General features: G+C 71.6%; 22 protein-coding genes and 2 tRNA genes. 5 read left to right on the top strand and 19 right to left on the bottom strand.

Going from position 1 to position 26,986, the window contains the following annotated elements; all coding sequences use genetic code 11:
* Positions 1–23: 23 nt before the first annotated feature.
* The 3 genes from BKD26_RS02075 to leuS form a co-directional block, all read right to left on the bottom strand.
* Positions 24–869: a DegV family protein gene (locus BKD26_RS02075; RefSeq protein WP_084895041.1), complete on the bottom strand. Its 846-nt coding sequence runs from the start codon at positions 867–869 to the stop codon at positions 24–26.
* 66 nt (positions 870–935) lie between these two features.
* On the bottom strand, positions 936–1,700 hold the full coding sequence (locus tag BKD26_RS02070; RefSeq protein ID WP_084895039.1) for a hypothetical protein: 765 nt from the start codon (positions 1,698–1,700) through the stop codon (positions 936–938).
* A 130-nt stretch (positions 1,701–1,830) separates the two neighbouring features.
* Positions 1,831–4,701 (bottom strand): leucine--tRNA ligase, encoded by a 2,871-nt coding sequence (gene leuS / locus BKD26_RS02065; protein WP_084895037.1) that lies wholly within the window; start codon positions 4,699–4,701, stop codon positions 1,831–1,833.
* A 405-nt stretch (positions 4,702–5,106) separates the two neighbouring features.
* Between leuS and BKD26_RS02060 the strand changes: the two genes are divergently transcribed.
* Positions 5,107–6,420, top strand: a complete 1,314-nt coding sequence (locus tag BKD26_RS02060) for a ferric reductase-like transmembrane domain-containing protein (RefSeq protein WP_241518496.1) — start codon at positions 5,107–5,109, stop codon at positions 6,418–6,420.
* A complete protein-coding gene (locus BKD26_RS02055; protein ID WP_084895035.1) occupies positions 6,417–8,000 on the top strand; it encodes an NADH-quinone oxidoreductase subunit NuoF family protein in 1,584 nt (527 codons plus the stop codon). Before BKD26_RS02060 ends, BKD26_RS02055 begins: the two co-directional genes overlap by 4 nt.
* Positions 8,001–8,105: 105 nt before the next feature.
* Here BKD26_RS02055 and BKD26_RS02050 read toward each other — a convergent pair.
* A tRNA-Ala gene (locus BKD26_RS02050) sits at positions 8,106–8,178 on the bottom strand.
* Positions 8,179–8,329: 151 nt separating this feature from the next.
* On the opposite strand from BKD26_RS02050, the gene BKD26_RS02045 reads away from it, so the two are divergent.
* Positions 8,330–9,550, top strand: a complete 1,221-nt coding sequence (locus BKD26_RS02045) for a glycosyltransferase 87 family protein (protein WP_084895033.1) — start codon at positions 8,330–8,332, stop codon at positions 9,548–9,550.
* Here the strand turns inward: BKD26_RS02045 and BKD26_RS02040 are convergent.
* Entirely contained in the window at positions 9,529–9,762 is a 234-nt protein-coding gene (locus BKD26_RS02040; RefSeq protein WP_026277450.1) for a hypothetical protein, read from the bottom strand. The two genes, BKD26_RS02045 and BKD26_RS02040, sit on opposite strands and share 22 nt — an antisense overlap.
* A 239-nt stretch (positions 9,763–10,001) precedes the next feature.
* On the bottom strand, positions 10,002–11,372 hold the full coding sequence (locus BKD26_RS02035) for an MFS transporter (protein WP_241518520.1): 1,371 nt from the start codon (positions 11,370–11,372) through the stop codon (positions 10,002–10,004).
* 174 nt (positions 11,373–11,546) lie between these two features.
* On the opposite strand from BKD26_RS02035, the gene BKD26_RS02030 reads away from it, so the two are divergent.
* A complete protein-coding gene (locus BKD26_RS02030; protein ID WP_084895031.1) occupies positions 11,547–12,401 on the top strand; it encodes a helix-turn-helix transcriptional regulator in 855 nt (284 codons plus the stop codon).
* 114 nt (positions 12,402–12,515) lie between these two features.
* Here the strand turns inward: BKD26_RS02030 and BKD26_RS02025 are convergent.
* The 6 genes from BKD26_RS02025 to BKD26_RS40050 form a co-directional block, all read right to left on the bottom strand.
* A tRNA-Ala gene (locus BKD26_RS02025) sits at positions 12,516–12,588 on the bottom strand.
* A 73-nt stretch (positions 12,589–12,661) separates the two neighbouring features.
* Positions 12,662–13,315, bottom strand: coding sequence for a histidine phosphatase family protein (locus BKD26_RS02020; RefSeq protein ID WP_084895029.1), 654 nt, complete (start codon positions 13,313–13,315; stop codon positions 12,662–12,664).
* The gene (rsfS, locus tag BKD26_RS02015; RefSeq protein WP_084895338.1) at positions 13,312–13,749 is read right to left on the bottom strand and encodes a ribosome silencing factor; all 438 of its coding nucleotides are present in this window, start codon (positions 13,747–13,749) and stop codon (positions 13,312–13,314) included. Before rsfS ends, BKD26_RS02020 begins: the two co-directional genes overlap by 4 nt.
* Before the next feature lie 103 nt (positions 13,750–13,852).
* On the bottom strand, positions 13,853–15,466 hold the full coding sequence (locus BKD26_RS02010) for a LytR C-terminal domain-containing protein (RefSeq protein WP_084895027.1): 1,614 nt from the start codon (positions 15,464–15,466) through the stop codon (positions 13,853–13,855).
* A 19-nt stretch (positions 15,467–15,485) separates the two neighbouring features.
* Entirely contained in the window at positions 15,486–16,106 is a 621-nt protein-coding gene (nadD, locus tag BKD26_RS02005) for a nicotinate-nucleotide adenylyltransferase (RefSeq protein WP_084895025.1), read from the bottom strand.
* A 52-nt stretch (positions 16,107–16,158) separates the two neighbouring features.
* Positions 16,159–16,320 carry a hypothetical protein gene (locus BKD26_RS40050; RefSeq protein WP_179166370.1) on the bottom strand — a complete coding sequence of 54 codons (162 nt, stop codon included), beginning with the start codon at positions 16,318–16,320 and terminating at the stop codon, positions 16,159–16,161.
* A 326-nt stretch (positions 16,321–16,646) separates the two neighbouring features.
* Here BKD26_RS40050 and BKD26_RS01995 point away from each other — a divergent pair, with 326 nt between their 5' ends.
* Entirely contained in the window at positions 16,647–17,726 is a 1,080-nt protein-coding gene (locus BKD26_RS01995; RefSeq protein ID WP_084895021.1) for a M48 family metallopeptidase, read from the top strand.
* A 253-nt stretch (positions 17,727–17,979) separates the two neighbouring features.
* On the opposite strand, the gene BKD26_RS01990 is transcribed toward BKD26_RS01995, so the two are convergent.
* From BKD26_RS01990 to BKD26_RS01960, 7 genes are all read right to left on the bottom strand, one after another.
* Positions 17,980–19,098, bottom strand: coding sequence for a hypothetical protein (locus BKD26_RS01990; RefSeq protein WP_084895019.1), 1,119 nt, complete (start codon positions 19,096–19,098; stop codon positions 17,980–17,982).
* A gap of 64 nt (positions 19,099–19,162) precedes the next feature.
* Positions 19,163–19,750 (bottom strand): hypothetical protein, encoded by a 588-nt coding sequence (locus tag BKD26_RS01985; protein WP_084895017.1) that lies wholly within the window; start codon positions 19,748–19,750, stop codon positions 19,163–19,165.
* 249 nt (positions 19,751–19,999) lie between these two features.
* Positions 20,000–21,328, bottom strand: coding sequence for a glutamate-5-semialdehyde dehydrogenase (locus BKD26_RS01980; protein ID WP_084895015.1), 1,329 nt, complete (start codon positions 21,326–21,328; stop codon positions 20,000–20,002).
* Positions 21,329–21,402: 74 nt separating this feature from the next.
* A complete protein-coding gene (locus tag BKD26_RS01975) occupies positions 21,403–21,903 on the bottom strand; it encodes a hypothetical protein (RefSeq protein ID WP_084895013.1) in 501 nt (166 codons plus the stop codon).
* Between the two features lie 162 nt (positions 21,904–22,065).
* A complete protein-coding gene (gene proB / locus BKD26_RS01970) occupies positions 22,066–23,193 on the bottom strand; it encodes a glutamate 5-kinase (protein WP_084895011.1) in 1,128 nt (375 codons plus the stop codon).
* A 134-nt stretch (positions 23,194–23,327) separates the two neighbouring features.
* Positions 23,328–24,527 carry a glycosyltransferase family 2 protein gene (locus tag BKD26_RS01965; RefSeq protein ID WP_241518494.1) on the bottom strand — a complete coding sequence of 400 codons (1,200 nt, stop codon included), beginning with the start codon at positions 24,525–24,527 and terminating at the stop codon, positions 23,328–23,330.
* A gap of 179 nt (positions 24,528–24,706) precedes the next feature.
* A complete protein-coding gene (locus tag BKD26_RS01960) occupies positions 24,707–26,851 on the bottom strand; it encodes a hypothetical protein (protein ID WP_084895007.1) in 2,145 nt (714 codons plus the stop codon).
* Positions 26,852–26,986: the final 135 nt, after the last annotated feature.

Raw genomic sequence — 26,986 nt, 5'->3', positions numbered from 1 at the left:
ACCCGCGAGCATGAGCCGGGCGGTCACCGCGACGAGACGACGACCCCCAGCAGCCCCGGCCCGGTGTGCGCGCCGATGACCGCGCCGACCTCGCTGACGTGCAGCTCGGCCAGGCCGGGGACACGGCTGCGCAGCCTGTCCGCGAGCGCGGCGGCCCGATCGGGTGCCGCGAGGTGGTGCACCGCGATGTCCACCGGGCTCGCGCCGGCCCGCTCGGCGGCGATCACCTCCAGTCGGGCGATCGCCTTCGACGCGGTGCGCACCTTCTCCCGCAGCTCGATCCGCCCGCCCTCCAGTTCCAGCAGCGGCTTCACGGCGAGCGCGGAGCCCAACAGCGCCTGGGCCGCGCCGATGCGGCCGCCCCGGCGCAGGTACTCGAGCGTGTCGACGTAGAAGTACGCGGAGGTCCCGGCGGCCCGCTTCTCCGCGGCGGCGACCACCTCGTCCGGCGTGCCGCCCGCCTCCGCCGCCTCGGCCGCCGCCAGCGCGCAGAAGCCCAGCGCCATGGCGACCATCCCGGTGTCGACGACCCGCACGGGCACCGCCGCGTCCTTGGCGGCCAGCAGAGCGGCGTCGTACGTCCCCGAGAACTCGGCCGACAGGTGCAGCGACACGATCGCGGCGGCGCCCTTCTCGGCGGCGGCCCGGTAGGCCGCGGCGAACACCTCGGGGCTGGGCCGGGACGTGGTCACCGAGCGCCGCTTCTGGAGCGCGAGGGCGAGGGAGCGGGCCGAGATCTCGGTGCCCTCCTCAAGGGCCTGGTCGCCGAGGACGACGGTCAGCGGCACCGCGGTGATACCGTGCCGCTCCATCGTCTGCGGCGGCAGGTAGGCCGTTGAATCGGTGACGATCGCGACATGGCGGGACATGACCGGGAGGGTACCCCGGAGGGGGCTCCGTACGGCAGCCCGCCCCCGGCCCGTGATCGGTTCGGGTCAGTTCGTGGTCTCGGGTCGCGTCGACTTCTGCCAGGAGTAGAACGTCTGCTGCCGAGGATCCTGCGCCGTGATCGCCTTGGGTGCGTCCGCGTCCGAGGCACCGCCGCCACTCTCCGGCGCTCCCGTGCCCGGCTGTGCCTCCGCGTCCGCCGCCGGCCAGACCTGTTCCGATGCCTGCCCCGCTGCCGCCTCCGGCCAGGAAAGGTCGTCCTGCTCGCGCCCGGCCCAGTGCCGCAGCGCCCCGGCCTCCACGTCGATCTGCGCGCTCAGCGACGCCAGGTCGTCGTCCGCGAACTTCCGCGCCCGGTCCCGGGCCGCCCACCGCAACGACTCCGCCGAGTGGGTGATCCGTTCCGTACGCTCGCGCAGCTCACCGAGTTGCGCGGCCACCCCGGCCCGGTCGGGGTCGCGCTCCAGCCGCTTGAGGTCCTCGTCCAGTTCGTGCCCGTGCGCGCTGAGCCGCCGGAACAGCTCCAGGGACTCCTTGAGCGAGGCGTCCTCCGCAACGCCCGCCTCCAGCGCGTCCTGGGTGGCCCGCATCGACGTCCGCAGCGACAGCCGCAGTTGCGCCAGCTCAGCGGTCACGCCGCCCGGCCCGTAGCTCTTGGCCCGCAGCGTGGTGTCCTCGACCGTTCGCCGCGCCTGGGTGATGGTGCGGTCCACCCCGCGCTTCGCGGCCTTGACGACCTTCACGGTCACGTACACCCCCAGAGCGACGAAGGCGACGAAGAGCAGCGCCAGGATCGCGATCGCCTCTGCCATGAAGTCCCCTCGATGTCGCTCGGTACGGCGCGGGCGCGCCAGTACGTCGTTCCTCCACGGTAAACGGAACGGGCAGGCCGAGGGTTCCATCCGAACCCCCAACCTGCCCGTAGGGGAAAACACCCAGGTGTCACGCCGGGACGATGTTCACCAGCTTCGGCGCCCGCACGATCACCTTGCGGATGCCCGCGCCGCCCAGCGCCGCGACGACAGCCTCGTCGGCCATGGCCAGTGCCTCCAGGTCCGCGTCCGTGATCGACGGGGAGACCTCCAGGCGCGCCTTGACCTTGCCCTTGATCTGGACGACACAGGTCACCGTCTCGTCGACGACGTACGCCGGGTCGGCGACCGGGAAGTCCTGGTGGACGACGGAGTCGGTGTGGCCCAGCCTGCGCCACAGCTCCTCGGCGATGTGCGGGGCCAGCGGGGCGACCAGCAGTACCAGCCGCTCGGCGACCGACCGCGACACCGGGCCGCCGGTCTTGGTCAGGTGGTTGTTCAGCTCGGTGACCTTGGCGATCGCCGTGTTGAACCGCATGGCGGCCATGTCCTGCCCGACACCGTCGATGGCCTTGTGCAAGGCGCGCAGCGTGTCCTCGTCGGGCTCGCTGTCGACGACGGTGACCTCACCGGTCGCCTCGTCGACGATGTTGCGCCACAGCCGCTGCAGCAGCCGGTACTGGCCCACCACCGCGCGCGTGTCCCACGGCCGGGAGACGTCCAGCGGGCCCATGGCCATCTCGTACAGGCGCAGCGTGTCCGCCCCGTACTCGGCGCAGATCTCGTCCGGGGTGACGGCGTTCTTCAGGGACTTGCCCATCTTGCCCAGGACACGGCTGACCTTCTCGCCCTGGTACCAGAAGGCTCCGTCGCGCTCCTCGACCTCGGCGGCCGGTACGGCGATGCCGCGCGCGTCGCGGTAGACGAACGCCTGGATCATGCCCTGGTTGTACAGCTTGTGGAACGGCTCGGCCGAGGAGACGTGTCCCAGGTCGTACAGGACCTTGGACCAGAACCGCGCGTACAGCAGGTGCAGTACGGCGTGTTCGGCGCCACCCACGTACAGGTCGACGCCGCCGTGCGGCTGTCCTTCGCGCGGGCCCATCCAGTACTGCTCGATCGCCGGGTCGACCAGCCGGTCGCTGTTGTGCGGGTCCAGGTAGCGCAGCTCGTACCAGCAGGAACCGGCCCAGTTGGGCATGGTGTTGGTCTCACGCCGGTACTTCTTGGGGCCGTCGCCCAGGTCCAGGGTGACGTTGACCCAGTCCTCGTTGCGCGACAGCGGCGTCTCGGGCTGGGTGTCGGCGTCGTCCGGGTCGAAGGTGCGCGGCGAGTAGTCGTCGACCTCGGGCAGCTCCAGCGGCAGCATCGACTCGGGCAGCGCGTGGGCGATGCCGTCCTCGTCGTAGACGATGGGGAAGGGCTCGCCCCAGTAGCGCTGGCGGCTGAACAGCCAGTCACGCAGCCTGAAGTTGACGGTGCCTTCGCCGATGCCCCGCCCGGTCAGCCACTCGGTGATCTTCGCCTTGGCCTCGACGACGCCCAGGCCGTCCAGCGAGATGGCGTCGCCCGACGAGTTGACGATCTTCGCGTCGTACGAGTCGAAGGCGTCGTCCCACGTCGAGGGGTCGGTGCCGCGGCCGTCCGACGGCTCGACGACGCAGCGCATGGGCAGCTCGAAGGCGCGCGCGAAGGCGAAGTCACGGGTGTCGTGCGCGGGCACGGCCATGATCGCGCCGGTGCCGTAGCCCATCAGGACGTAGTCGGCGATGAAGACCGGGACGCGGTCGCCGCTGACCGGGTTGATGGCGTACGCGCCGGTGAAGACGCCGGTCTTGTCCTTGGCCTCGGCCTGGCGCTCGACGTCGGACTTGGACGCGGCCTGCTTGCGGTAGGCGTCGACGGCCTCGGCCGGGGTGGCGTGGCCGCCCGTCCAGACGTCGTGGGTGCCCTCGGGCCAGGCCGCCGGGACGATCTTCTCGACCAGCTCGTGCTCGGGCGCCAGCACCATGTAGGTGGCGCCGAACAGGGTGTCCTGGCGGGTGGTGAAGACGGTGATCGCGTCGTCGCCGACGGCGAAGTCGACGCGGGCGCCCTCGGAGCGGCCGATCCAGTTGCGCTGCTGCAGCTTGATGGCCTCGGGCCAGTCCAGCGCGTCCAGGTCGTCCAGCAGCCGGTCCGCGTAGGCGGTGATGCGCATGTTCCACTGGCGCAGCTTGGCCTTGAAGACGGGGAAGTTGCCGCGCTCGGAGCGGCCGTCGGCGGTGACCTCCTCGTTGGCCAGGACGGTGCCCAGGCCGGGGCACCAGTTGACGGGCGCGTCCGAGGCGTACGCCAGGCGGTACTCGCCCAGGACGTCGGCGCGCTCGGCGGCGGTCAGCTCGCTCCACGCGCGCGTGGAGCCGGGTACGGAGCGCTCACCGCTCTCGAACTGGGCGATCAGGTCGGCGATGGGGCGGGCCTTCTTCGCCTCCTCGTCGTACCAGGAGTTGAAGATCTGCAGGAAGATCCACTGGGTCCACTTGTAGTAGTCCGGGTCGATCGTGGCGAACGACCGGCGCTTGTCGTGGCCCAGGCCCAGCCGGCGCAGCTGGACCTTCATGTTCTCGATGTTCGCCTCGGTCGACACGCGCGGGTGGGTGCCGGTCTGGACGGCGTACTGCTCGGCGGGCAGGCCGAAGGCGTCGAAGCCCAGCGTGTGCAGGACGTTGTGCCCGGTCATGCGCTGGTGGCGGGCGAAGACGTCGGTGGCGATGTAGCCCAGGGGGTGGCCGACGTGCAGGCCGGCACCCGAGGGGTAGGGGAACATGTCCATGATGAACTTCTTGGGGCGGGCGACCACGGCCGGGTCGCCGGCCAGGTCACCGCTCGGGTTGGGCGCCTCGTAGGTGCCCTCGGCGTCCCAGAAGTCCTGCCAGCGTGCCTCGATGTCGGCGGCCATGGCCGCCGTGTAACGATGCGGGGCTGCTGCCTCGACAGCAGCCGAATTCATCTCGCTCATGATCCTTAAAGCTCCATCGATCGTCTCTGCCAGCTGCCGCTCTGTAGCGCGGCGAAATGAAAAAACCCCTCGCACAGGAGGGGACGCCGCGCCGATTCCGGCCGGATCTTTCATCCGCCGGTACTGATCAGCGCGGCTCGCTAAGCAGAAGGCGTACGGCACGCATGGCGTCAGGGTACCGCAGGGCTTGTACGAGCCGCATCGAGGTTCCACGGGCTGGTCACGCCGCCGGACCTCACCGCGGGACCTCAGGGTTACTCCGCGTATCGCCCCTATCCAGGGCAACCCCAGAGTCAGTTGTCGGCCGTTCCGAACCTTAAACGCTCAAATCTCGTACCGGTTGGTATGCCTCGACTTAGCATGCGGCCACGGGACCTCTTTTCCGCACCACTGGAGTCGCCCCCCATGAACCCTCATCGCAAGACCCGCTCATCGCCCGCCTTGCAGGCCGGTTTGAGCAAGCCGGTACAGGGCGGGCTTTCCGCGGCCGCACTGGTACTCATACCCGTGCTCGCGATCGGCGGTAGCGACAGCTTCCGGGCCGCCCTGGACTTCACCACCGGCGTCCTCTCCCTCGTGTCACTGACCGCTTCCGTGGCCTGGGGCCTGATCGCGACGGACCGGCTCCTCCTCTCCACCCGCCACCGTCTGCTCGCCCAGGCCATCCACCGCACCACCGCGGTGGCCTCGCTCGGCTTCCTCCTCCTGCATGCCACCGTCAAGGTCTCCCTCGGGCACGTGGCGCTCATCGGGGCCCTCATCCCCTTCGGACTCGGAGTCACCGGCACGTCCGGCCTGATCGGCTTCGGGTCGCTCGCCGGCCTGCTGATGGTGATCGCCGCGTCCACCGGCGCCGCCCGCAGCGCCCTGGCCGGCCGCGGCAGCATCGCGGCCCGCTGGCGGCCCCTGCACATGCTGGCCTATCCGGCGTGGTGCTCCGCGCTCGTCCACGGGCTCTACGCGGGTCGCCCCGCGGCCACCTGGGTGACCACCATGTACTGCCTCGCGCTCGCCGGGGTCGCCGCGGCCGTCTCGCTACGGCTGCTGCCCCGCCCCGTCCAGCAGCGCCTCGCGGAGCGTGTCCTGGCCTTGATCGGGCCGGGCACCGACAAGCCGGTGCGCGGCCGGGGCCGGCGGCGCGACCCGTCGGTGTCGCCGCTGCCGGGCGCCTCCGGCATCGCCCCGCCCCGCCCCTACGACCCCCCGTTCGACCCCCCGTTCGAGCAGGATCTGCGGCGGGAGCCGGTCACCCGCCCCGAGCGCCCGGCCGCGTCCCCCGACCTCTCCCTCGGCCGCCCTCGCGAACAGCCCCGGACCCTCACCCCGCCCTCCCCACCGCTGTACGAGCCCCGCTTCCCCTCGCCCTCCACCAGCGGCACCACAGGGGCGGGCATCTCCGCCGCCTACCGGGCCGTCTCTCTGGGCAACGCCGCCGCCGGCAGCCCCGCCGGCAGTCCCACCCAGGAGATCCCGTACGCCGAGCGCGTCCCCATGACGGAGGAGCTGCCGGTCGTGACCGACGAACCAGCGACCCGTCCCGGCTACTGGCCGACCCCCTCGCCGCCGCCACCCGCCCCGTCCCCCACCCCGGCGTCGTACAGCCACGACACCACCCCTCCCTCGTACAGCTCCACCAGCCCCACTGAGCCCGCACAGGGCCCCTTCCAGCAGCCGTCGGCCGGCGAGCCCTGGACCGCACCCGCAGGAGACCGCCCGTGAACGACCCGCTCCCCGACGTCCCCGAAGTCCGCGTCGTCGGCCTCCCCCAGCTCACCCAGGGCTTCGACCTCGTCGAGCGGCTCGACCTGCAGATGCACCTGAAGGTGCACGGCCCGCTCGAACCCATGGGCGGCGAACGGCTGGCCCAGCTCGCCGAGGACATATCGCTGACCGGTCGCGGCGGCGCCGGCTTCCCGTTCGGCAAGAAGCTGCGCGCGGTCGCCAAGGCGACGATCCGGCGCGGGGTGCGCCCCGTCGTGGTGGTCAACGGCAGCGAGGGCGAGCCCGCCTGCCGCAAGGACACGGTCCTGCTGAACCGCGCCCCGCACCTCATCCTGGACGGCGCCCTGCTGGCCGCCGAGGCCCTCGGCGCCCGGACCCTGATCGTCGCCGTCACCCGCAACTCCACGGAGATCTCCATCCGGGCCGCCCTCGCCGAGCGGGGCCTGTCCGACCGGCGCGGACAGCGGCTGCGCGCGCGTGTCGTGCGTACTCCGGAGCGCATGGTCTCCGGTGAGGCGTCCTCCGTGATCCGCGCGGCGAACGGCGGTCCCGCGATCCCGCCGGGCCGCCGTGAGCGCGCCGCCGAGTCGGGAGTGGGCAACGCGCCGACGCTGCTGTCCAACGCCGAGACGTACGCGCAGCTCGCCATCGCGGCCCGGATCGGCGCCGGCCGCTACGGCCAGCACGGCCTGGACAGCGAGCCCGGCACGGTGATGCTGACGATCTCGGGACAGGTCGCCCGCCCCATGGTGGTGGAGGTGCCGACGGGCGTCCCCATGCGGTACGTCCTTCAGCTGGCCGGCGCCCCGCCGGTCCCCCAGGGCGTACTGACCGGTGGTTACCACGGCAACTGGATCGACTCCATGGCCGTGGACAACTGCGTCATCTCCAAGCAGTCCATGGCGGCCGTGGGGGGCGCCCTGGGAGCCGGCGCGATCCTGCCGATCGGGCCCGAGACCTGCCCCCTGGGCGAGGCGCAGCGCGTGGCGAACTGGCTGGCGGCCGAGACGGCCGGTCAGTGCGGCCCCTGCCGCCTGGGCCTGCCGGCCGCCGCGGGCGGCCTGTCGGACGTACTGAACGGTGGCGGCCCCGCCGCCCTGGAGGCGCTGCGCGAGGTCACCCAGGCGGTGAAGGGCCGGGGCGTGTGCAAGCACCCCGACGGGTCGGCCCGCTTCTTCAGCTCGACGCTGTCCGCCTTCACCGACGACCTGGCCGCGCACGTCCTGCACGGCGGCTGCGGGCGGCCGACGATCGGCGTGCTGCCGCTGCCCGAACCGGGCTACGAGGAGGCCGTGGAGTCCATCCCGAGCGGCGAGAAGCTGGCAGTGGACTGGACGCTGTGCAAGGGCCACGGGCTGTGCGCGGACATCGTCCCGGAGCTGATCCGCATGGGCCGCGACGGCTATCCGGTGCTCGCGGACGCGTCCGTGCCGGTCCACCTGCGGGACCGCGCGCAGCTGGCGGTACGGCGCTGCCCCGAGCTGGCGCTCCGTCTTGAGCGGGGGCCCCAGGAGCGGCCCACCCGTCCCGCGTTGCCGAGCGCCGACCGCAAGGCGCTGGGCAGCGGCAGAGGTTGAGGTTGACGGACCCCGGCGGCTTCGGCCGCCGGGGTACACAACCGGGAACGCAGAAACACATGGAAGGCGGGCCATCCGATCGGATGGCCCGCCTTCCACATTCTGTGGAGCTAAGGAGAATTGAACTCCTGACCTCCTGCATGCCATGCAGGCGCTCTACCAACTGAGCTATAGCCCCTCGCTGTGCACCGCTCCCCCGGAGTTTCCTCCTGGCCGGGTCTCCCTTGCGGGCTTCCCTCGCGGCGACACGGAGAACATTACACGGTCCCCCTGGTGGTTCACCAAATCGTTTACGGTCGGTAGGGCTCTGGCCGGTAGCGTCGCCCTTCGTGACCGTGACCATGACCTTCAGGACCCGCCTCCGGGACCTGCCCTTCGCCGCCGCCGCAACGGCCTGCCTGCTGTCCTTCGTGGCCTTCTGGATGGCGCAGCGCGCCGCCAACGTCACCATGCTGGACCTCTCCGTCTACCGCGCGGAGGGCGAGACCGTCCTGGCCGGGGGCGACCTGTATGCGATGCGCGCCACCTCGGCGAACCTGCCGACGACGTACCCGCCGTTCGCCGCGCTGCTGTTCACGCCGCTGACGCTGCTCGGCGTCCCGGAGATGCGCACCCTGGCCACCGCCGGGAACCTGCTCCTGCTGCTGGCGCTGGTGCATCTGTCGCTGCGCCTGGTGGGCCGTGACCGGCCGGGCGCGGCGCTGTGGGTGGCGGCGGTCCTCGTCTGGTGCGAGCCGGTGTGGACGACGCTGCGGTACGGGCAGATCAACCTGCTGATCGCGGTGGCGGTGCTGTGGGACCTGACACGGCGGGAGAACAACCGGTGGGCCGGGGTGGGGATCGGTCTGGCCACGGCGGTGAAGCTGACGCCGGGGCTGTTCGTCGTCCTGTTGCTGGTCGTGGGGGTGGCACGCGCGCGTGCGCGGGGGTGGCAGCAGGGCTGGAACCCGTGGCTGCGGCAGGCGGCGACGGCCACTGGTGTGTTCGTCGGTGTGACCGTGGCGTCGGCCGTCGTCCTTCCGTACGACTCGCGCCGCTTCTGGACCGAGATGATCTTCGAGACCAGTCGGGTCGGCCGCAAGGAGGAGACCGCCAACCAGTCGCTGAGCGGCGTGCTGGCCCGCCTGCTGCACACCACCGACCCGGGGGTGTGGTGGCTGGTCGCGGCCGCTGTCGTGGGTGTGGCGGGAATCACCGTCGCGGTGCTGGCGGCGCTGCGCGACGACCGGCCGGTGGCCGTGGTGGCGTGCGCCACGACGGCGCTGCTGGTGAGCCCGATCTCCTGGTCGCACCACTGGGTGTGGTGCGTGCCGATGCTGATACTGCTGGCGACCCGGGTGCGGCCGGCCTGGACCGTCGGTACGGCTCTGGTGTTCGCGTCGTTCGCCCTGTGGTGGGTGCCGCACGCCCCCGCGCCGGTCCGACTCGAACTCGACCAGAACGGCTGGCAGATGCTGCTGTCCGCGCTCTACACCCTGGTCGGTATGGGCGTGTTGGCCGGGTTCGGGATGAGGCAGTGGCGGACGAGTCAGGCAGTGGCGAAGGAGTAGAACCGCTTGAGGGTGCAGTGCTCGTCGAGCAGGCGCCCGTAGATGGGCTCCCCTTCGAGTTCCCGGTAGGTCTCGATGGGGTCGCCTTTTATGATCAGCGCCCGCGCGCATTCCTCGCACCAGTACTGGTACTCGGGGTTGACCGGGTCCATGTCGCGGACGATCGGCGTACCGCTGCCGCACCAGTCGCATTTCCGCCTGTGTGCACCCATCAATCAGCTCCAGGTGTGGCCGCAGGACGTGCACACATAGGACACTCCGCCATTGTCACCGAGCACTTGGGCGACGTGGGACGAACCGCACGAGGGGCAGCTGAGTCCGGAGCGCGCCTGCGCCGCGGTGAGCGGGTCGGAAGCCTCCTCGGATCTCCTGGCCGCCATCGCGCACTCCCTCCCGTCCGGACCGTCGTCCCCCTCCGGCCGTCCGATTCTGCCATGGCGCGGCACGAGGGTCAGCGGGGTCGGCGCACCAGCCCCGCCGTCGCGCCCACGATCGACGCGGCGGCCAGTGCCAGGGCACATACCCACAGCGCATCGGCCGATGCATACGCCCCTGGCGCGTTCAGACTGCTGAGGAAGAGTGTGCCAAAGGTCGCGACGCCGATCAGCTGACCGAGCTGAGTGACGGTCGCCAGCAGACCGCTGGCGTCGGCGGCGTCCTCCTGGCGTACGGTCGCCAGGGCGCGGGTCAGGACGGGACTGAACGCGAGCGAGAGCCCGGCGCCCAGGGCGGCGAACGCCACGTACATCACCGGGCCGCCGCTCTGCCCGGCGCGCAGCACCCAGCCGGCCACGGCGATGGAGGCGGCGCTGAGGAGGAACCCGCCCGGCACGAGCGAGCGTTGCCAGGTCGCCGGCCAGCGCCGCCAGGTCAGGCCGACGGCGCCGAAGACGACGGCGTTCGGGGCGAAGGTCAGTCCGGCGCGCAGCGCGCTGTGGCCGAGACCGCCCTGGAAGTGCAGGGTCATGGCGAAGAGGAAGCCCGCGTTGACGCTCATCACCACGGTGATCCGCGCCACCGCCAGGCCCATCCCGGGGCTGCGCAGCACCCGCGGCGCGACGAGCGGGGCACCCCCGCGCCGCGCGAGCCGCGACTCGTACGCGCAGAACGCCGCGAACAGGGCCGCCGAGGCGGCCAGCGACGCCCAGGACCAGGCGGGCCAGTCCTGCTCCTGGCCGAGCACCAGCGGGACGGTGAACAGCGAGACGGCGGCGGCCAGAAGCACCAGGCCGGGCAGGTCGAGGCCTCGGGTGCGCCCGGGGGCACCGTGCCGGTCGTGCGGCAGCACGCGTACGCCCAGCAACAGCAGCGCCAGCCCGATCGGCACGTTCACCAGGAAGACGGGGCGCCAGCTCGCGCCGAAGAGGTCCGCGCTGACCACGACGCCGCCGACGACCTGGCCGGCCGCCGCACCGGTGGCGAGCACGGCGGAGTAGGCGCCGAGCGCCCGTACCCGTCCCTCGCCGGTGAAGTGCCGCTGGATGAGGCTGAGGACCTGCGGGATCATCAGCGCCGCGCCGGCCCCCTGCGCCAGCCGGAACACGATCAGCTGTCCGGCACTTCCGGCCAGCCCGCAGGCGAGCGAGGAGGCGGTGAAGAGCGCGAGCCCGCCGAGGTACGTCCGGCGGTGCCCGAGGAGGTCTCCGAGACGGGCGCCGGTGATCAGCAGGATCGCGTACGCGATGGTGTAACCGGCGATGACCAGCTGCAACGCGGAGCCGGACGCGGCGAGTTCGGTACGGATGGTGGGGGCGGCGACGTTGACGATGAAGGTGTCGAGCAGCGCCATGAACTGAGCGGCGAGCACCACGCCGAGCAGCATCCGGGGCGGGTTGTCAGTGCCACCGTCTTTACTGATTACGGGACTTGTCGTGGTCGTCGTCATGGCGTCGAGCCTGCCGACGGTCCGGTACGGGTAACGAGAGCCCGCTGATGCTGGTATTGACAGCACCTGGCAAGGGTGGGGCGGGCCATCGACCATGGGGGTGTGACAGCGATGGCGGCACAGCAGGAGCAGGCGGACCGGGTGGGGCACCAGCGTCGGCGGCCGGAGCTGGCCGCCTTCCTGCGCAGCCGCCGGGCCCGGGTGACACCGGCGGACGTCGGGCTGCCGCCGGGGCTGCGTCGGCGCACGCCCGGGTTGCGCCGCGAGGAGGTCGCCCAGCTGTCGGGGGTCGGTGTGACCTGGTACACGTGGCTGGAGCAGGGCCGCCCGATCAACGCCTCAGGCCAGGTTCTGGACGCGGTGGCGCGCACCCTGCGGCTCGACCAGCCGGAGCGGGAGCACCTCTACCACCTGGCCGAGGTGGCGTACGCGCCGGACCGGTCGGCGCACGTCGAACGGATCAGCCCGGAGATCCAGGGCATCCTGGACGCCCTCGATCCGCACCCGGCCGTGGTCTACAACACGCGCTACGACATCCTCGCCACCAACCGCGCCTACCGGCTGCTGTTCGACCGCCCGAGCACCGCGAAGAGCGGAATGCGCAACGTGCTGTGGACGCTGTTCACCGTCCCGGAGCCGGCCTGCCCGGTGGTCAACAAGAAGGCCGAGCTCCCGCTGATGGTGGCGCAGCTGCGCGGGGCGTACGGACGGCACGTCGGCGAGCCGGCGTGGGAGTCGTTGATCGCCCGGCTGTCGGCGGCGAGCGCGTACTTCGCCGAGCTGTGGGAAAGCGGGGACGTCGTGCCGCCGGGACCGCGGGTGAAGACGTTCCGGCACTGCGCCGTGGGGGAGATACGGATGACGTCCGTGTCCCTGTCGATCAACGGGATGCCGGAGTGCCGGATCGTCGCCTACACGCCGAACGACGAGGAGAGCCGCCTGGCGGTCGAGAAACTGCGCGCCTGACCCGATCACGGGTGCCAGACCGGGGCGACAGAAGGAGCCGGGCCCGGGAGGGCCGCTTGGCCGTGGAGAAAAGCGCGGATCCCGCCCCCTGGTGGGGACGGGATCCGGTGATTGTGGAGCTAAGGAGAATTGAACTCCTGACCTCCTGCATGCCATGCAGGCGCTCTACCAACTGAGCTATAGCCCCTCGTGTTCTTCGCGCTCCGCGCTGCGAACAAGAAGAACTTTAGCCTGTGACCTGCCGGAAAGTGAAATCCGGGTCAGTCGTCGTCGCCGAGGACCGGTTCCGGGAGCGTTCCGGCGTTGTGTTCCAGCAGGCGCCAGCCGCGCGCACCCTCGCCCAGCACCGACCAGCAGCAGTTCGAGAGCCCGCCCAGGCCCTCCCAGTGGTGCGACTCCAGGCCGAGGAGCCGGCCGATGGTGGTGCGGATCGTGCCGCCGTGGCTGACCACGACGAGCGTGCCGTCGTCGGGCAGCTTCTCGGCGTGCTCCAGCACCACCGGGGCGGCCCGGTCGGCCACCTCCGTCTCCAGTTCGCCACCGCCGCGCCGCACCGGCTCACCGCGCTTCCACGCGGCGTACTGCTCGCCGTACCGCGCGAGGATCTCTTCGTGGGTCAGGCCCTGCCACTCGCCCGCGTACGTCTCGCGCAGCGCGGAGTCGTGGTTGACCTGATGACCGGTGATCGCGGCCAGCTCGGCGGCCGTGGCCGACGCGCGCTTCAGATCCGAGGCGATGATCGCGTCCGGCTTCAGCGCCGCGAGCAGCCGCGCGGCCCGGCGCGCCTGGGTGACGCCCGTCTCGGTCAGTTCGATGTCCGTGGAACCCTGGAACCGGCGCTCCAGGTTCCACGACGTCTGGCCGTGCCGCCAGAGGACGATCCGGCGGCCCCTGCCGCCCTTGGTGCCGTTCAGCTCAGCTCACCGTCCGAGCCGTCGGCGCCGCTGAGCCGGGCGTGCTCCTCCGCCTTGCCGCGGGTCTTCACGGCGTCCTCGGGCAGAGGCAGCTCGGGGCAGTCCTTCCACAGCCGCTCCAGGGCGTAGAAGACCCGCTCCTCGCTGTGCTGGACGTGGACGACGATGTCGACGTAGTCCAGCAGGATCCAGCGGGCGTCGCGGTCGCCCTCGCGGCGGACCGGCTTGGCGCCGAGGTCCTTGTTCAGCCGCTCCTCGATCTCGTCGACGATCGACTTGACCTGACGGTCGTTGGGCGCGGAGGCGAGCAGGAAGGCGTCGGTGATCGACAGCACGTCGCTGACGTCGTAGGCGATGATGTCGTGCGCGAGCCGGTCGGCAGCCGCCTGGGCGGCGGCGGTCACGAGCTCGATGGAGCGGTCAGTGGCGGTCACATGCAAGCTTTCGTCGGCGGTCCAGAACACTCCCAGGGTCTCACGTACCACCGACAGCCCGGCAAACCGTTACTCGACCTCCTTGCTCGACCGCCTTCTCGCCTTACTCGACCTCGTAATCCTGGCCCAGGACGACCGTGACGTCCGCGTTGGCCGCGGCCGTGCCCTTCTCGACCGCGCCGGCGGGCAGGCCCAGGGTCTTGGCGACCTCCTCGGCCTTCGCCTTCTGCGCCGCGTCACCATAGATGACCTGCGACGACGACTCCGTGTCGGCCCTGCCACCGTCCACGACGGCGTAGCCGCCGTTGACCAGCACGATCCGTGCCGCCTCGGTGGCGTCCTCGTTGCCGGAGGCGTTCCTGACACCGACCCGTACGGCCGCGCCCTGCTCGGGTGCGCTGACCGAGCCGCCCAGGATGTCCTTCACCACACTGCTCGTCGCCTGTTCACTGAGCGTGCCGTCCTCCTGTACGGGCAGCAGCGCCGTCTTGTAGTCGCCGACCTTGGCGTGTTCGGCGAGCTTGGCGAGGGAGGCGCCCAGGTCCTTGTCCGGCAGCGACGGGTCCAGGATCTGCGCCAGCGTCTGGACCGTGACCGTCGCCGACTGGGGGTCGTCCGACATCTTCCGCAGCACACCCTGGATGACCTGCCCGAACCGCTCCAGCTGCTTGGCCTCCGCCTCGCCGGAACCCCGGTGGGTGGCGTACGCGACGGCCATGCGCCCGTTCAGGGTCTGGTTCTCGCCCTTCGGGACCAGGGGCGCGTCGCCCTTCTTGGCGCCGGGCACCTCGGTGTCGGTGCTGATCTCGACGCCGCCGACCAGTTCGACCAGGTTCTCCAGGTAAGGGGTGTCCAGCCGCCACGTACCGGTGATCTTGGTGCCGAGCAGGGCCCCGATGGCCTCGCGGGTGCCGGTGGAGCCGTCGTCGTCGACGGACTTGGCGAGCGTGGTGGTGGTGCCGTCGTCGTTGGCGACGGAGAGGGAGTTGGGCAGCAGGATCGTGGTGCCCTGCTTGGTCGTGGCGTTGTTGACCAGCAGCGCCGTGGACGTCTCTTTGTTCTTGGTGTTGTGCAGGTGCAGGACGATCACGTCCCGCTTCTGCGGGCCGCTCGCGGTGCCGCCCTGCTCGGTCTCCTGGTCGGACAGCCCGGGGATCTTGCCGGCGGACCACAGGTAGCCGACGCCGCCGATGAGGGCCACGGCCAGGACGACGACGAGCGCGACGACCCGGTTGCGGCCGCGCCGCTTGGCCTCCTCGCGGCGCTCGGAGCGGCTCTCGGTGAACTTGAGCCAGTCGATGACGTCTTCGGAGTCCTCGTCCGGGTCCTCGACGAAGGAGAACTGCTCGGTGCGGTACTCACGCTCCGGTTCCGGCCGTTCCGGCCCGGGCACCGGGCGGCGCTGCTCGGGCACGGCGACGGCGGGCGCGGGCTCCGGGTGCGGCTGCGGCTCGGGTACGTCCGGCGGTGCCGGCTGCTGGGGGGCGGTGTCGTAACCGGGGGCGTAGCCCTCGTACCCGTACCCCTGCTGTGCGTACGACGTGTCGGCGTACTGGTCGTAGCCGTATGACTGCTGCGGCTGCGCGTACGGGTCGTACTGGTGCTGCTGCTCGTGCTGCTGAGCCTGCTGGTACACCGGCTGCCCGTACGCGTCGTAGCCGACGATCTGCGGCTGCGGCGGGTGGTACGGGTCGTACGGGTTCTGCTGGTCGTTCACCGGTGCCCCTCTCCGTGGCTCATTCGCCCCGGTACAACTGGCGCTTGTCGATGTAGCGCACCACGCCGTCCGGCACCAGGTACCAGACGGGATCGCCCGCGGCGACCCGCGCCCGGCAGTCCGAGGACGAGATGGCCAGCGCAGGAACCTCGACCAGGGAGACCCCGCCCTCGGGCAGCCCGTCGTCCGACAGGTCGTGACCCGGGCGGGTCACCCCGATGAAGTGGGCGAGCGAGAAGAGCTCCTCGGCGTTGCGCCAGCCCGGCATGATCTGGGACAGCGCGTCCGCTCCGGTGATGAAGAACAGATCCGTGTCCTCGTTGAGGTCACGCAGTTCCCGCAGGGTGTCGATGGTGTACGTCGGTCCGCCGCGGTCGATGTCGATGCGGCTGACCGAGAACTGCGGGTTGGACGCCGTGGCGATGACCGTCATCAGGTAGCGGTCCTCGGCCGGGGAGACATTCTTGTGGCTCTTCTGCCACGGCTGCCCGGTCGGTACGAACACCACCTCGTCCAGGTGGAACAGGGCGGCCACCTCACTGGCGGCCACCAGGTGTCCGTGGTGGATCGGGTCGAATGTCCCGCCCATCACGCCAAGTCGGCGTTTGCCGGAACTGGTAGGCACTTGCTGGTCTCCCATGCGTGCAGAGCCTAGTGGCACGGCGCCGCGGGTGGCCCCGGCGGTCGCGGGCTCAGCGGTCGCGGTTGAAGCGCGTGGTGATCCACAGCAGCAGGAGCAGCACGACGAGGGCGCCGCCACCGGTGATGTACGGGTTGAGGCTGGCGTGGTTGCCACCGTGCTCGCCGCCCTGGGCGAGCGTGACGAGGCTGGCGGCGGTGGTGGGGAGGCTCATCTTCGGCAGGACCTATCCATCGGAGTCGGAGCGGAGACTTCGCGCACATCGTATGCGGGCCGTCCGGGCACGCTCACGCCGACTCAGTCGTTGTCGTGATCGGTCGCGGTGTCCGCGGAGGAGGAACCCGGCGAGCCGGGCGGCTCCGACGATCGGGACGACGAGCACGATTCCGAGCGTATCGCCGGGTCTTCGCTGCTCGGAGGCGGCGGCCGACAGTATGACTCCAGGGTTATCCACAGGCCCGGTCGCACCGCGGCGCCAGCGCCTACGCTGGGGGCCGTCAGGGGGACGAGGCGAGGTCTCGTACGAAGAGGGGGCATTTCATGACCGACAGCAGTCACGAGAACGTGCCGAGCAGGCAGCGCAGGCGGTTCCCGGGCATTTCGTCCCGGGCGTACGAACATCCGGCGGACCGTTCCGCGCTCGTCGCCCTGCGCAAGCTCAGCGGCTTCGACACCGTCTTCAAGGCGCTGAGCGGGCTGCTGCCGGAGCGCAGCCTGCGGCTGCTCTTCCTGTCCGACTCGGTGCGGGTGAGCGACGCGCAGTTCGCCCACCTCAACGCCATGCTGCGGGACGCCTGTTACATCCTGGACCTGGAGAAGGTCCCGGCGATGTACGTCACGCAGGACCCCAAGCCCAACGCGATGTGCATCGGGCTGGACGAGCCGATCATCGTCGTCACCACGGGGCTGGTGGAGCTGCTGGACGAGGAGGAGATGCGGGCGGTCGTCGGGCACGAGGTCGGCCACGCCCTGTCGGGCCACGCCGTGTACCGCACGGTTCTGCTCTTCCTCACCAACCTGGCGCTGAAGATCGCCTGGATCCCGCTCGGCAATGTCGCGATCATGGCGATCGTGACGGCGCTGCGCGAGTGGTTCCGCAAGTCCGAGCTGTCGGCGGACCGGGCGGGGTTGCTGGTGGGTCAGGACCTCAAGGCGTCGATGCGCGGGCTGATGAAGATCGCGGGCGGCAACCACCTGCACGAGATGAACGTGGACGCCTTCCTGGAGCAGGCGGAGGAGTACGAGGCCGGGGGCGACCTGCGCGACTCGGTGCTCAAGATCCTGAACGTGCTGCCGCGCTCGCACCCGTTCACCACGGTGCGGGCCGCCGAGCTGAAGAAGTGGGCCGAGAGCCGCGACTACCAGCGGATCATGGACGGCCACTACCCGCGGCGCTCGGAGGACAAGGACACCTCGGTCACGGATTCCTTCCGCGAGTCGGCGTCCCACTACGCCGAGTCGGTGCGCACCAGCAAGGACCCGCTGATGAAGCTGGTCGGCGACATAGCAGGCGGCGCCGGCGACCTGGGCGGCAAGCTGCGCGACAGGTTCACGGGCAGCTCCGGCGGCCCCAACGGGGCCTCCGGCCCCACGGGCGGCAACGACCGGCCCACGGACTGAGCCCCACGCCGGGCCCCCCGGCCCGCCCGCCCTGGGGGTCCGCCCGCCGGGCCCGCCCACGCCGGCCGTGTCCGCCCCCGGGGGCCGGTGCGGCCGGGCACCGGGCGCCGGGACCGGCGTGGCGGTGCGCCGGGACCGGGGCGCAGGGCGCCGGAGCTGCGGCGGCAAGGGTGCCGCGACCGACACGGCCCGGGCGCCGGGCGTGAAAGACGGGTGCGGGCGCGCGACGGGGGCCGTCGCCGGGGCGCGGGCCTCACGGGCCTGGGGCGGGCGGAGGGGTCAGGTTTGCTGGGAGGGAGGGCTGGGCGCTGGGCGCCAGGGCGCCGCAGAGGGCGGTGGTGCCCCGGGTGCCGGTGGCGTACGGATCGGTGACCGCGGGGCCCGTCGGGGTGGCCCGGTGCCCGGCGAGCAGCGGGTGCAGCGCGCCCGACGGGTCGGCCGTGCAAGCCTGCGGGCCGGCCTGCACCCGGCTGGTGAACAACTCGACCCGGTGCATCCGCAGGTCCTCGCGGTCGAAGCGGAAGGCCAGCTCGCGGCGGACGGTGAACAGCGAGGCGTCGGCGGCTTCCGCCCCGGCCGGGCGCACCGCGTAGACGAACGTGTGGTCCGACGTGACCTCCAGCACGTCGGGCTCCATCTCGGTCACCCGCATCGTGCCCCGTACGCGCGCGGTGGTGTCCGTCGGCGCCACCTCGGCCGTGTCGAAGCGCACCAGCCAGCCGGTCGCGGCGTGCCTCCCGTCGTCGGCGGGGGACTCGACGCTCCGGTCGAACTGCTCCAGCTGGTCGGGATCGAGCAGCAGCCGCACCTGCCGGACGGCGCTTCCGGTCAGGACGTCCGGGTCGAGCGAGGACTGCACCAGGTAGTCCTTCACGGTGCTCAGCGCGGTCACCACCTGGCTCTCGGAGAAGTGCGCGGTGCGCTTCGCGGCGGGGAGGGCGATGCCGGCGGCGCCCGGGCGGAACTGGGCGGCGGGGCTGTGGGCGTACAGGGCGGCGGGCTCTCCACCCGGGACCATGCCCTGCGGGGCCAGCGGGATCACGGTGATCCGCAGCGGCTCGGCGCGCCGGTCGGTCAGCGGCTGGTAGGTGTTGCGGGCGCCCAGGTAGATGACCGCGGCGAAGGCGATCGCGAGTACCAGCACGAGCACCAGTGCGCCGTGCCGGGGACGGGAGCCCTCCGGGGCTCTGCCCCACGCGGGGCGGCTGCGCACCGCCTGGGAGTGCTCCGCCATGCGTTCCTGTGCGGAAAATTCCTGCAGCCGGGCAGCGCGGACGAACGACTCGTCGAAGACGACGGATCGGTACTCGTCCTCACCACCGCCGGGGAGCCCCTCCGGTGTCCCCTCAGGCGGGTCGCCACTCCCTGCCATACCTTCAGGGTAGGTCTGTCGGGGCCACGGTAAACGCGCTGGTACGCGCAACTTGCGGGTGGTCTCAGGGTGTTCGCGGCACCGCCGACACGGCTGGGGCGCTGTACTCGGCGGAGGCGGAGGGGGCGGTCGGGCCGGGCGTCGCGGGAGGCGTGTCGATGCCGCTGGTCGCCGGTGCGGGTACCTGCCCGCCGCGGCCGCCGGAGGTACCTCGGTAGACGGCCGTGAAGGCGAGGGCGATCATCCCGACGCCCATCACCACCGCGAGGATCCACGCCACCGGCCGGTGCCAGCGGGAGCTGGGCCGGTACGGGCGCAGGGCGCCGCCGTGCGCTCCGTAGGGGCCGCGCTCGTCGTCGGCGGGATCGTGCCCGTCGCCGAAGCCGTGGGCATGGCCGCCGGCCCCGTACCCGTCGTCGTACAGCTCGTCGTCGGCCGCGGCGCCGCCCGCCCCGGACCGTGCGGCCTCGGCGTCCGCGCGCGCCTGGGCGGCGGCCAGCAGCCGCTCGACGGCGGTGGGTTCATGGATCTCGGCGGCCCGTACGAAATCCTCGTCGAACACCACGGAGGCGAAGTCCTCGTCGGCGCCTCCGCGGTCGTCGTCGGGCTCCCAGCCGTCCGGAAACGGCTTGCCCCCCACGTCGTCCGGCACGCGTTCAGAGTAGACCGGGGAGGTGGTTTTGGGCAGGGAGAGTACGAACTCTCCCCCTGCCTTCGGAACCTCACAACCGGCAGTCCGCCCTCAGACTCACCCCGGGCCCGCCACGAGGACGGCGCCCCTCAGACCCACCCCCGGCCGGCTCCCCCGCAGGGCGGCACGCTTCAGGCCGCCCCCGCAAGGACCCACCACCGGGCAGCAACCACCGAGCCCCCGGCCCAGGGCCACCCCGCTGAAGGGCGCCTACCGGGTGTGACCGTCGCCCGTGACGATGTACTTCGTCGACGTCAGCTCCGGCAGCCCCATCGGGCCCCGGGCGTGCAGCTTCTGCGTCGAGATGCCGATCTCGGCGCCGAAGCCGAACTGACCGCCGTCGGTGAAGCGCGTGGAGGCGTTGACCGCGACCGTCGTGGAGTCGACCAGCTGGGTGAAGCGGCGGGCGGCCGCCTGGGAGGTGGTGACGATCGCCTCGGTGTGGCCGGAGGTCCACAGCCGGATGTGCGCGACGGCGGCGTCCAGCGAGTCGACGACGGCGGCGGCGATGTCGTACGAGAGGTACTCGGTCTCCCAGTCCTCGGCCGTGGCGGCCACCACGGTCGCCTTGGACCCGTCCGCGTACGAGGCGACCCGCTCGTCGCCGTGGACGGTGACGCCCGCCTCGGCGAGGGCGTCGAGGGCGCGCGGCAGGAAGGTGTCGGCGATGTCCTGGTGGACGAGGAGGGTCTCGGCGGCGTTGCAGACGCTGGGCCGCTGCGCCTTGGAGTTGATCAGGATGTCGACGGCCATGTCGATGTCGGCCTGGGCGTCGACGTACACGTGGCAGTTGCCGGTGCCGGTCTCGATCACCGGGACGGTGGACTCCTCGACGACCGTACGGATCAGGGAGGCGCCGCCGCGCGGGATCAGGACGTCGACCAGGCCGCGGGCGCGCATCAGCTCGCGCACCGAGTCGCGGGACTCGCCGGGCACCAGCTGGACCGCGTCGGCCGGCAGGCCGGCGCCGCCGACCGCGTCGCGCAGGACGCGTACGAGGGCGGTGTTGGAGGAGTACGCCGACGACGAGCCGCGCAGCAGCACCGCGTTGCCGGACTTCAGGCACAGGGCGGCGGCGTCGACCGTCACATTGGGCCGGGCCTCGTAGATGATGCCGACGACACCGAGCGGTACGCGGACCTGACGGAGGTCGATGCCGTTGGGGAGGGTGGAGCCGCGGACGACCTCGCCGACCGGGTCGGGCAGCGCGGCCACGTCGCGGACGTCGGCGGCGATGGCCCGGACCCGCTCGGGGGTGAGGGTCAGCCGGTCGATGATCGACTCGCTGGTGCCGGCCTCCCTGGCCCGGGCGACGTCCTCGGCGTTGGCCTCGACGATCTCGCTCGTCCGGACCTCGAGCGCGTCCGCGATCGCCAGCAGCGCGTCGTCCTTGGCCGCGCGCGGGAGTGGCGCGATTTCGGCGGCGGCGGCGCGGGCCCGGTAGGCGGCCCGGGCGACCGGGGTCATGTCGTCATACGGCGTGACGGACGGCGAGCCGGACTGCGAGCCGGAGGAAGCGGGGGAATGCGACGAGGTCATACTCGCAGCGTAATGCGCTCCCGACGGGCATCCATCACATATCCCGCTCTGCGAGACACCCCACAGCCGTTACGTCAGTACGGGTGTACGCCCACGGGGGCGGCGGGCGGCGGGCCGTACCCCTCCGCGATCCGCAGGTGGTACGTCTCGCGGTCGATGACCTCCAGGCCGACGATCTCCCACGGTGGCAGCCCGGCGCTCTGCCGGTGCTCGCCCCACAGCCGCAGCGCGACGGCGGCGGCGTCGTGCAGGTCGCGGGCCTCTTCCCAGTACCGGATCTCGGCGTGGTCGCTGGCATACCGGCTGGTCAGGAGGAACGGGTGGTCGTGGGCGAGCTGCTCCAGGGCCCGTCTGACGTCCTTCAGCGGGGCCTCCTGGCCCGAGACGCTGAGCGTGATGTGCCACAGCTTGGACACCGGGCGGTCCGGCGTGTGCCGGTCCGGCTGGCTTCCCGCCTGCCGGGCCGCGGCGCCGTCGTCCGAGACGGTTTCGTCGAAGTCGGCCCCGGCCTCGACACTCGTCAAGGCGCGTTCGGCCGTCCCGCGGGGCAGAGCCCCTGGGCGCGCTCGTCTCACCGGCGGCCTCCTGTTTGTGCGTCTTGTGCGTCGTGGTGCTGTCACCCCACCTACCCCTGAGACAAAGTTGACCAGTCCTGCGCGGAACATGGGGCGGTTTTGGTGAAGGTCTCTGGCGGATGGCGGGACTTTCAGCCGTTCTGGGGCCGGGCCACGGCCGTTCTAGGGCTGGAGGACGACAAGATCGTCCCTGTGCACGACCTCCCTCTCGTACGCCGGGCCCAGTTCCTTCGCCAGCTCCCTGGTGGACCGGCCCAGGAGCTGGGGGATCTCCTTGGCGTCGAAGTTGACCAGTCCCCGCGCGACGGCCCGGCCGGCGGCGTCGCGCAGCTCGACCGGGTCCCCGGCGCCGAAATCGCCCTCGACGGCCGCGATGCCCGCCGGGAGCAGCGACTTCTTGCCCTCGACGACCGCGCGCACCGCGCCGTCGTCGAGGATCAGGGCACCCTGCGGGGTGGAGGCGTGGGCCAGCCACAGCAGCCGGTCGGCGGAGCGGCGGCCGGTGCGGCGGAAGTACGTGCCGGTGTCGCGGCCCGCGAGGGCGTCGGCGGCGCGGCTGGCCGAGGTCAGGACGACGGGTACGCCGGCGGCCGCGGCGATCCGGGCCGCCTCGACCTTGGTGACCATGCCGCCGGTGCCGACACCGGCCTTGCCGGCCGAGCCGATCTCGACGCCCTCCAGGTCGGCCGGTCCGCGCACCTCCGCGATGCGCGAGGTGCCGGGCTTCGACGGGTCGCCGTCGTACAGCCCGTCCACGTCGGAGAGCAGCACCAGCAGGTCGGCCCTCACCAGGTGGGCCACCAGGGCGGCGAGCCGGTCGTTGTCGCCGAACCGGATCTCGTCGGTGGCGACCGTGTCGTTCTCGTTGACGACCGGCACGGCGCCCATGGCGAGCAGCTGGTCGAGCGTCCGGTAGGCGTTGCGGTAGTGGGCGCGGCGGCTGGTGTCGTCGGAGGTGAGCAGGACCTGGCCGACACGTACGCCGTAGCGGGCGAAGGAGGCGGTGTAGCGGGCGACGAGCAGGCCCTGGCCGACGCTGGCGGCGGCCTGCTGGCGGGCCAGATCCTTGGGGCGGCGGGCCAGGCCGAGTGGTGCGAGGCCGGCGGCGATGGCGCCGGAGGAGACCAGGACGATCTCCTTCTCACCTCCGCTGCGGACCTTGGCGAGTACGTCGACGAGCGCGTCGACGCGGTCCGCGTCGAGGCCGCCGGAGGCGGTGGTCAGGGACGACGAACCGACCTTGACGACGATCCTGCGGGCTTCCGTTACGTGCTGCCTTGCCACTGTCACGTGGGAAATCTATGCCAGGCGCGGCGTTCTTCGCGCGCGTATTCCAGCCGCTGGACAGCGCCCTGGACAGGCCGGCCCGACCGGAACCAGGCCCCCGCCCGCACCGCCGGTCACGCCCCCGCCCGCACCGCCGGTCACGCCCCTGCCCGCGCCTCCCGCATCCGCCTCACCCGCCGCAGCACCCGCCCCGCCACCCGCCCCGCGAGCCGCCGGGCCCGGCGCCGCGCGACGGTCAGGGGCCGGGCCGCGCCGCGCAATTCGTACGCGGTGTCCGGGATGCCCACCGCCGGGTCGCGGAAGTGCGGGTACGCCAGGTACTCGCGGCCCCACCCGCGTACCCGTTGCGGCTGCTTGCCCTCGTGCAGGAAGGTGACGACGTCCACGAGCGCGTCGGGCTTGTCCATCGCCACGCACGTCAGGCGCAGCCGGTCCTCGGTCTTGAGGCGGCCCGCCACACCGGGCGTCCAGTACGCGGCCATCAGCGGCGCGGCCAGCTCCATCTTGGCGAGCAGGATGTCGCGGGGCTGCCGGAGCACCACGGGCCCGAACTGGGGCAGCAGCGTCACCGTGAACGGTCTCAGCATGAGCAGGTCGCGGCGCTCCCCCGCCGGTACGTGCGCGGCGATGAGCTCCATCAGGGCCTTGGCCGAGTCGAAGCGGGGCACGTAACCGCCGGTCTTCGTCAGGTGTTTGCCGTCCTCGCGGCCCACCAGGTAGTAGCAGGTGTAGTCGGAGACCACCGATACGCCGCTGCCGCGCAGGTACGCCTCCAGCGTGAACAGCGCGTCCTCACCGGTCCTCAGCGACTCGTCGAACCGCATGCCGTGCTTGACGAGCAGCTCGCGCCGGAAGAGTTTCTGGGCGCTGAGCGTGTACTTGACGTTGGAGCGGTAGATGTCGGCGCGTTCGACGGTCTGCTTCCACATCGACTTGGCGGCGTTGCGGTTGACGCCGACGGTCTTGCCGAGCACCACGTCCGTACCGGCCTTGTCGGCCATGGCGACGAGCCGTTCCAGCGCCTCCTCGCCGAAGTAGTCGTCGGCGTCGAGGAAGAAGACGTAACGGCCGCGGGCGAGGGCGAGTCCGGTGTTGCGCGGGCCGCTCGGGCCACCGGAGTTGGCCTGCCGGACGACCCGCGTGCGGACCTTGGAGCGGGCGGCGAACTCCTCCAGGTACTCCCCCGTGCCGTCGGTCGAGCCGTCATCGACGGCGACGATCTCGATCCGGTCGGCGCCGAGCGTCTGGGCCTCCACCGATTCCAGGCACTTCACCAGGTACGGCATCGCCTCATAGGCCCCGATGATCACGCTGACATCGGGAGTGTTCTCAGTCATCGGCACCCACTGCATTCCCTACCCGGCGGAAAACGGACGAAGGTCGTCCGCCATGGTGCCCTCCACGCGTTTCGCGGGTGTCACGGCGCGCACAGCGGCCCGTAAGTGCTCCTCGGACGAGGGACTTACGGGCCGCGGGGTGTACGTCCTGCTTTACGCCGGCGGGCGGGGCCGGGCGCTCAGCCCGCCACCGTGGCCTCCTCGGCGCCCTTCTCCGCCACCGTGTCGAGCGCGGCGCCGACCGGTTCGGCGCCCGCGCCGTCGGCCTCCTGGTCGAGCTCGCCGATCCGCTGCCCGGCCAGCCGCTGCGCGACGCCGCTGTTGCGGGCCTCCGCCTTGGCGGTAAGCGCGCGCACGGCGGCGTTGAACTGCTCCATCGACGTGGGCTCGTCGGGGCCCAGCAGGTACTGCTTGAGCAGCTTCCGCTCCTCCGCGAGCAGGTCGGCGGCCGGGTCGGCCACGGCGGCCAGCAACTCGTCCAGTTCGGCGGCGCTGTTGGAGAGGACGACCGCGGCCCGGACGGCCGTGTTCTGGCGCTTGAACTCGTCGACGCCCAGCTCGGCGGAGTCCGTCACGGCGTACGGCTTACCGCTGGCGATGAAGTCCGACACGACGCTGGAGATGTCCGAGACCATGCCGTCGGCCTCGTTGAAGCAGTCGTACAACTTCGGCTCGGCGCCGGTGACGACCTTGTGCTCCCACCAGCCGAAGGAGCGCCAGTACGCGTCGTTCCACTCGGCCCGCAGCCGCTTGATCTCGGCGAGGCGCTGCGGGTCGGCGAGCGAGACGCGCGACTCCTCGGCCTCGTCGCCGCCCTTGCGGCCGGGGGCGGCGAGCTGCGCGATGCGCGCCTCGATACGGGACAGTTCGGCGCGGGCCGCGGCCTGGGTGCCCTGCGCGGCGGCGTTCTCCTCGGCCCAGCGCGGCTCGGCGGCGCGCGCCGCGTTCGCCGCGGCGACCATCTTCTGCAGCCGCTCGTCGACGGCCTTGGCCTTCTTGTTGACGAGTCCGGTGAAGGGGTGCGGCTTGTAGATCACGCGGACCGGCTGCGGGGCGTTCAGCAGCCGCTTCATGATGTTCTCGCCGGCCAGCAGCAGCGAGGTGTTGCCGGGGTTGTTGTCCCAGCCCTCCCAGGTGGGGGCGTACAGGACGGTCGGGACCGGGTTCTTGGGCGTGCCCGTCCAGGTCTTGATCGGGGCGAGCTGCGGGCGGCCCACCTCGACGATGTCCTCGTCGCGGACGCCGACGTCGGCGAGCGCGTACCGGTCGCGGCCGGCCCGGCCGGCGGTCCAGACCTCGTCGTACACCTTGGAGAACGGGTTGACGCTGGCGAGCTTGTCGCTGTCGCCGTGCCCGATGAAGACGTGCTTCATGGTCGGTACGCGCAGCATGTGGATGTTCTTGCCGACGTTGGCGGGGTACAGCGTGACGCGGATCGACGACAGGTCCATGGCCATCAGGTGCTGACCGCCGGGCACGCACAGGATCGGCACGGACGTCGGGTTGAGCTTCTTGACCAGGTTCCGCTCGCGCATGATGACCAGCGGCCGGCCGTCGGCCTGTTCCATCGTCTCCAGCCACATGTTGACCTGGTACGCGGAGTCGTCGGAGCCGGAGAAGTACAGCGCGACCGTCGGCTGGTACTCGCGCAGCCAGGTGCCGACGGCCTTGAGGACGGCGCCCGTGGCGGGCACACGGCGCTTGCGGCGCAGGTGGGGGACGAGGGCCGCGGTGTAGAGCAGGCCCAGCGTGAGGGTGGCGGCGACACCCGCGTACCCGATGAGGTTCACGCCGGTGGCGACCGCGACGATCACACCCGCCATGGCGGGGACGTCGAGGTGCAGCATCTTCTCGGCGGAGCGGCTGAGCAGCGCCTGCGGCGGGGCGTCGGGGATGCGTACGGCGTTGAGGTCGATGTTGCGGGTGACGACCGGCATGGTGCGGCGCAGCCGGATGAGGGTGGCGAGGGCGCCCTGGGGGGCCTGGAGGCCGTAGAAGAGCAGGAAGCAGGCGACCGCCGCGTAGAACACGGGCTGTTCGGCGAGGCCTTCGCGGGCGAGCAGCAGGATCAGCAGCAGCTGGCGCAGCAGGAAGCGGATCGGCAGGCCTGCCCGGACCTTGCTCAGCCGGTTGATCAGGTAACTGTTCTTCTGGTGCAGATACCAGTCGGCGACATAGGTCACGGCACCGGCGGCCGCGAAGAACCAGAGGTTCGGGAGGAGGGCGGCGAGCATGACGCACGGATAACCCAGTCCCATGAGGAATGCCGCGGCGAGCTCTGACCTACTGCCCACACGTGCCAGGCGAATGGCGGTCGAAATCACGAAGAACCTGCTCCAGAAGGGGGTGCCGGTTTTTTCACATGGACGATTCTCGTAAAGGCGTAAAGGGATTGAGCCTTACGAACTCGGGCCTCTGCATTCGCGTGGTGCGACACAGAGGCCCGAAAAGCACATCTG

The organism is Streptomyces sp. CB03238 (genome assembly GCF_002099185.1).
Lineage (GTDB): Bacteria > Actinomycetota > Actinomycetes > Streptomycetales > Streptomycetaceae > Streptomyces.
This window is presented reverse-complemented; position numbering and strand designations above follow the sequence as displayed.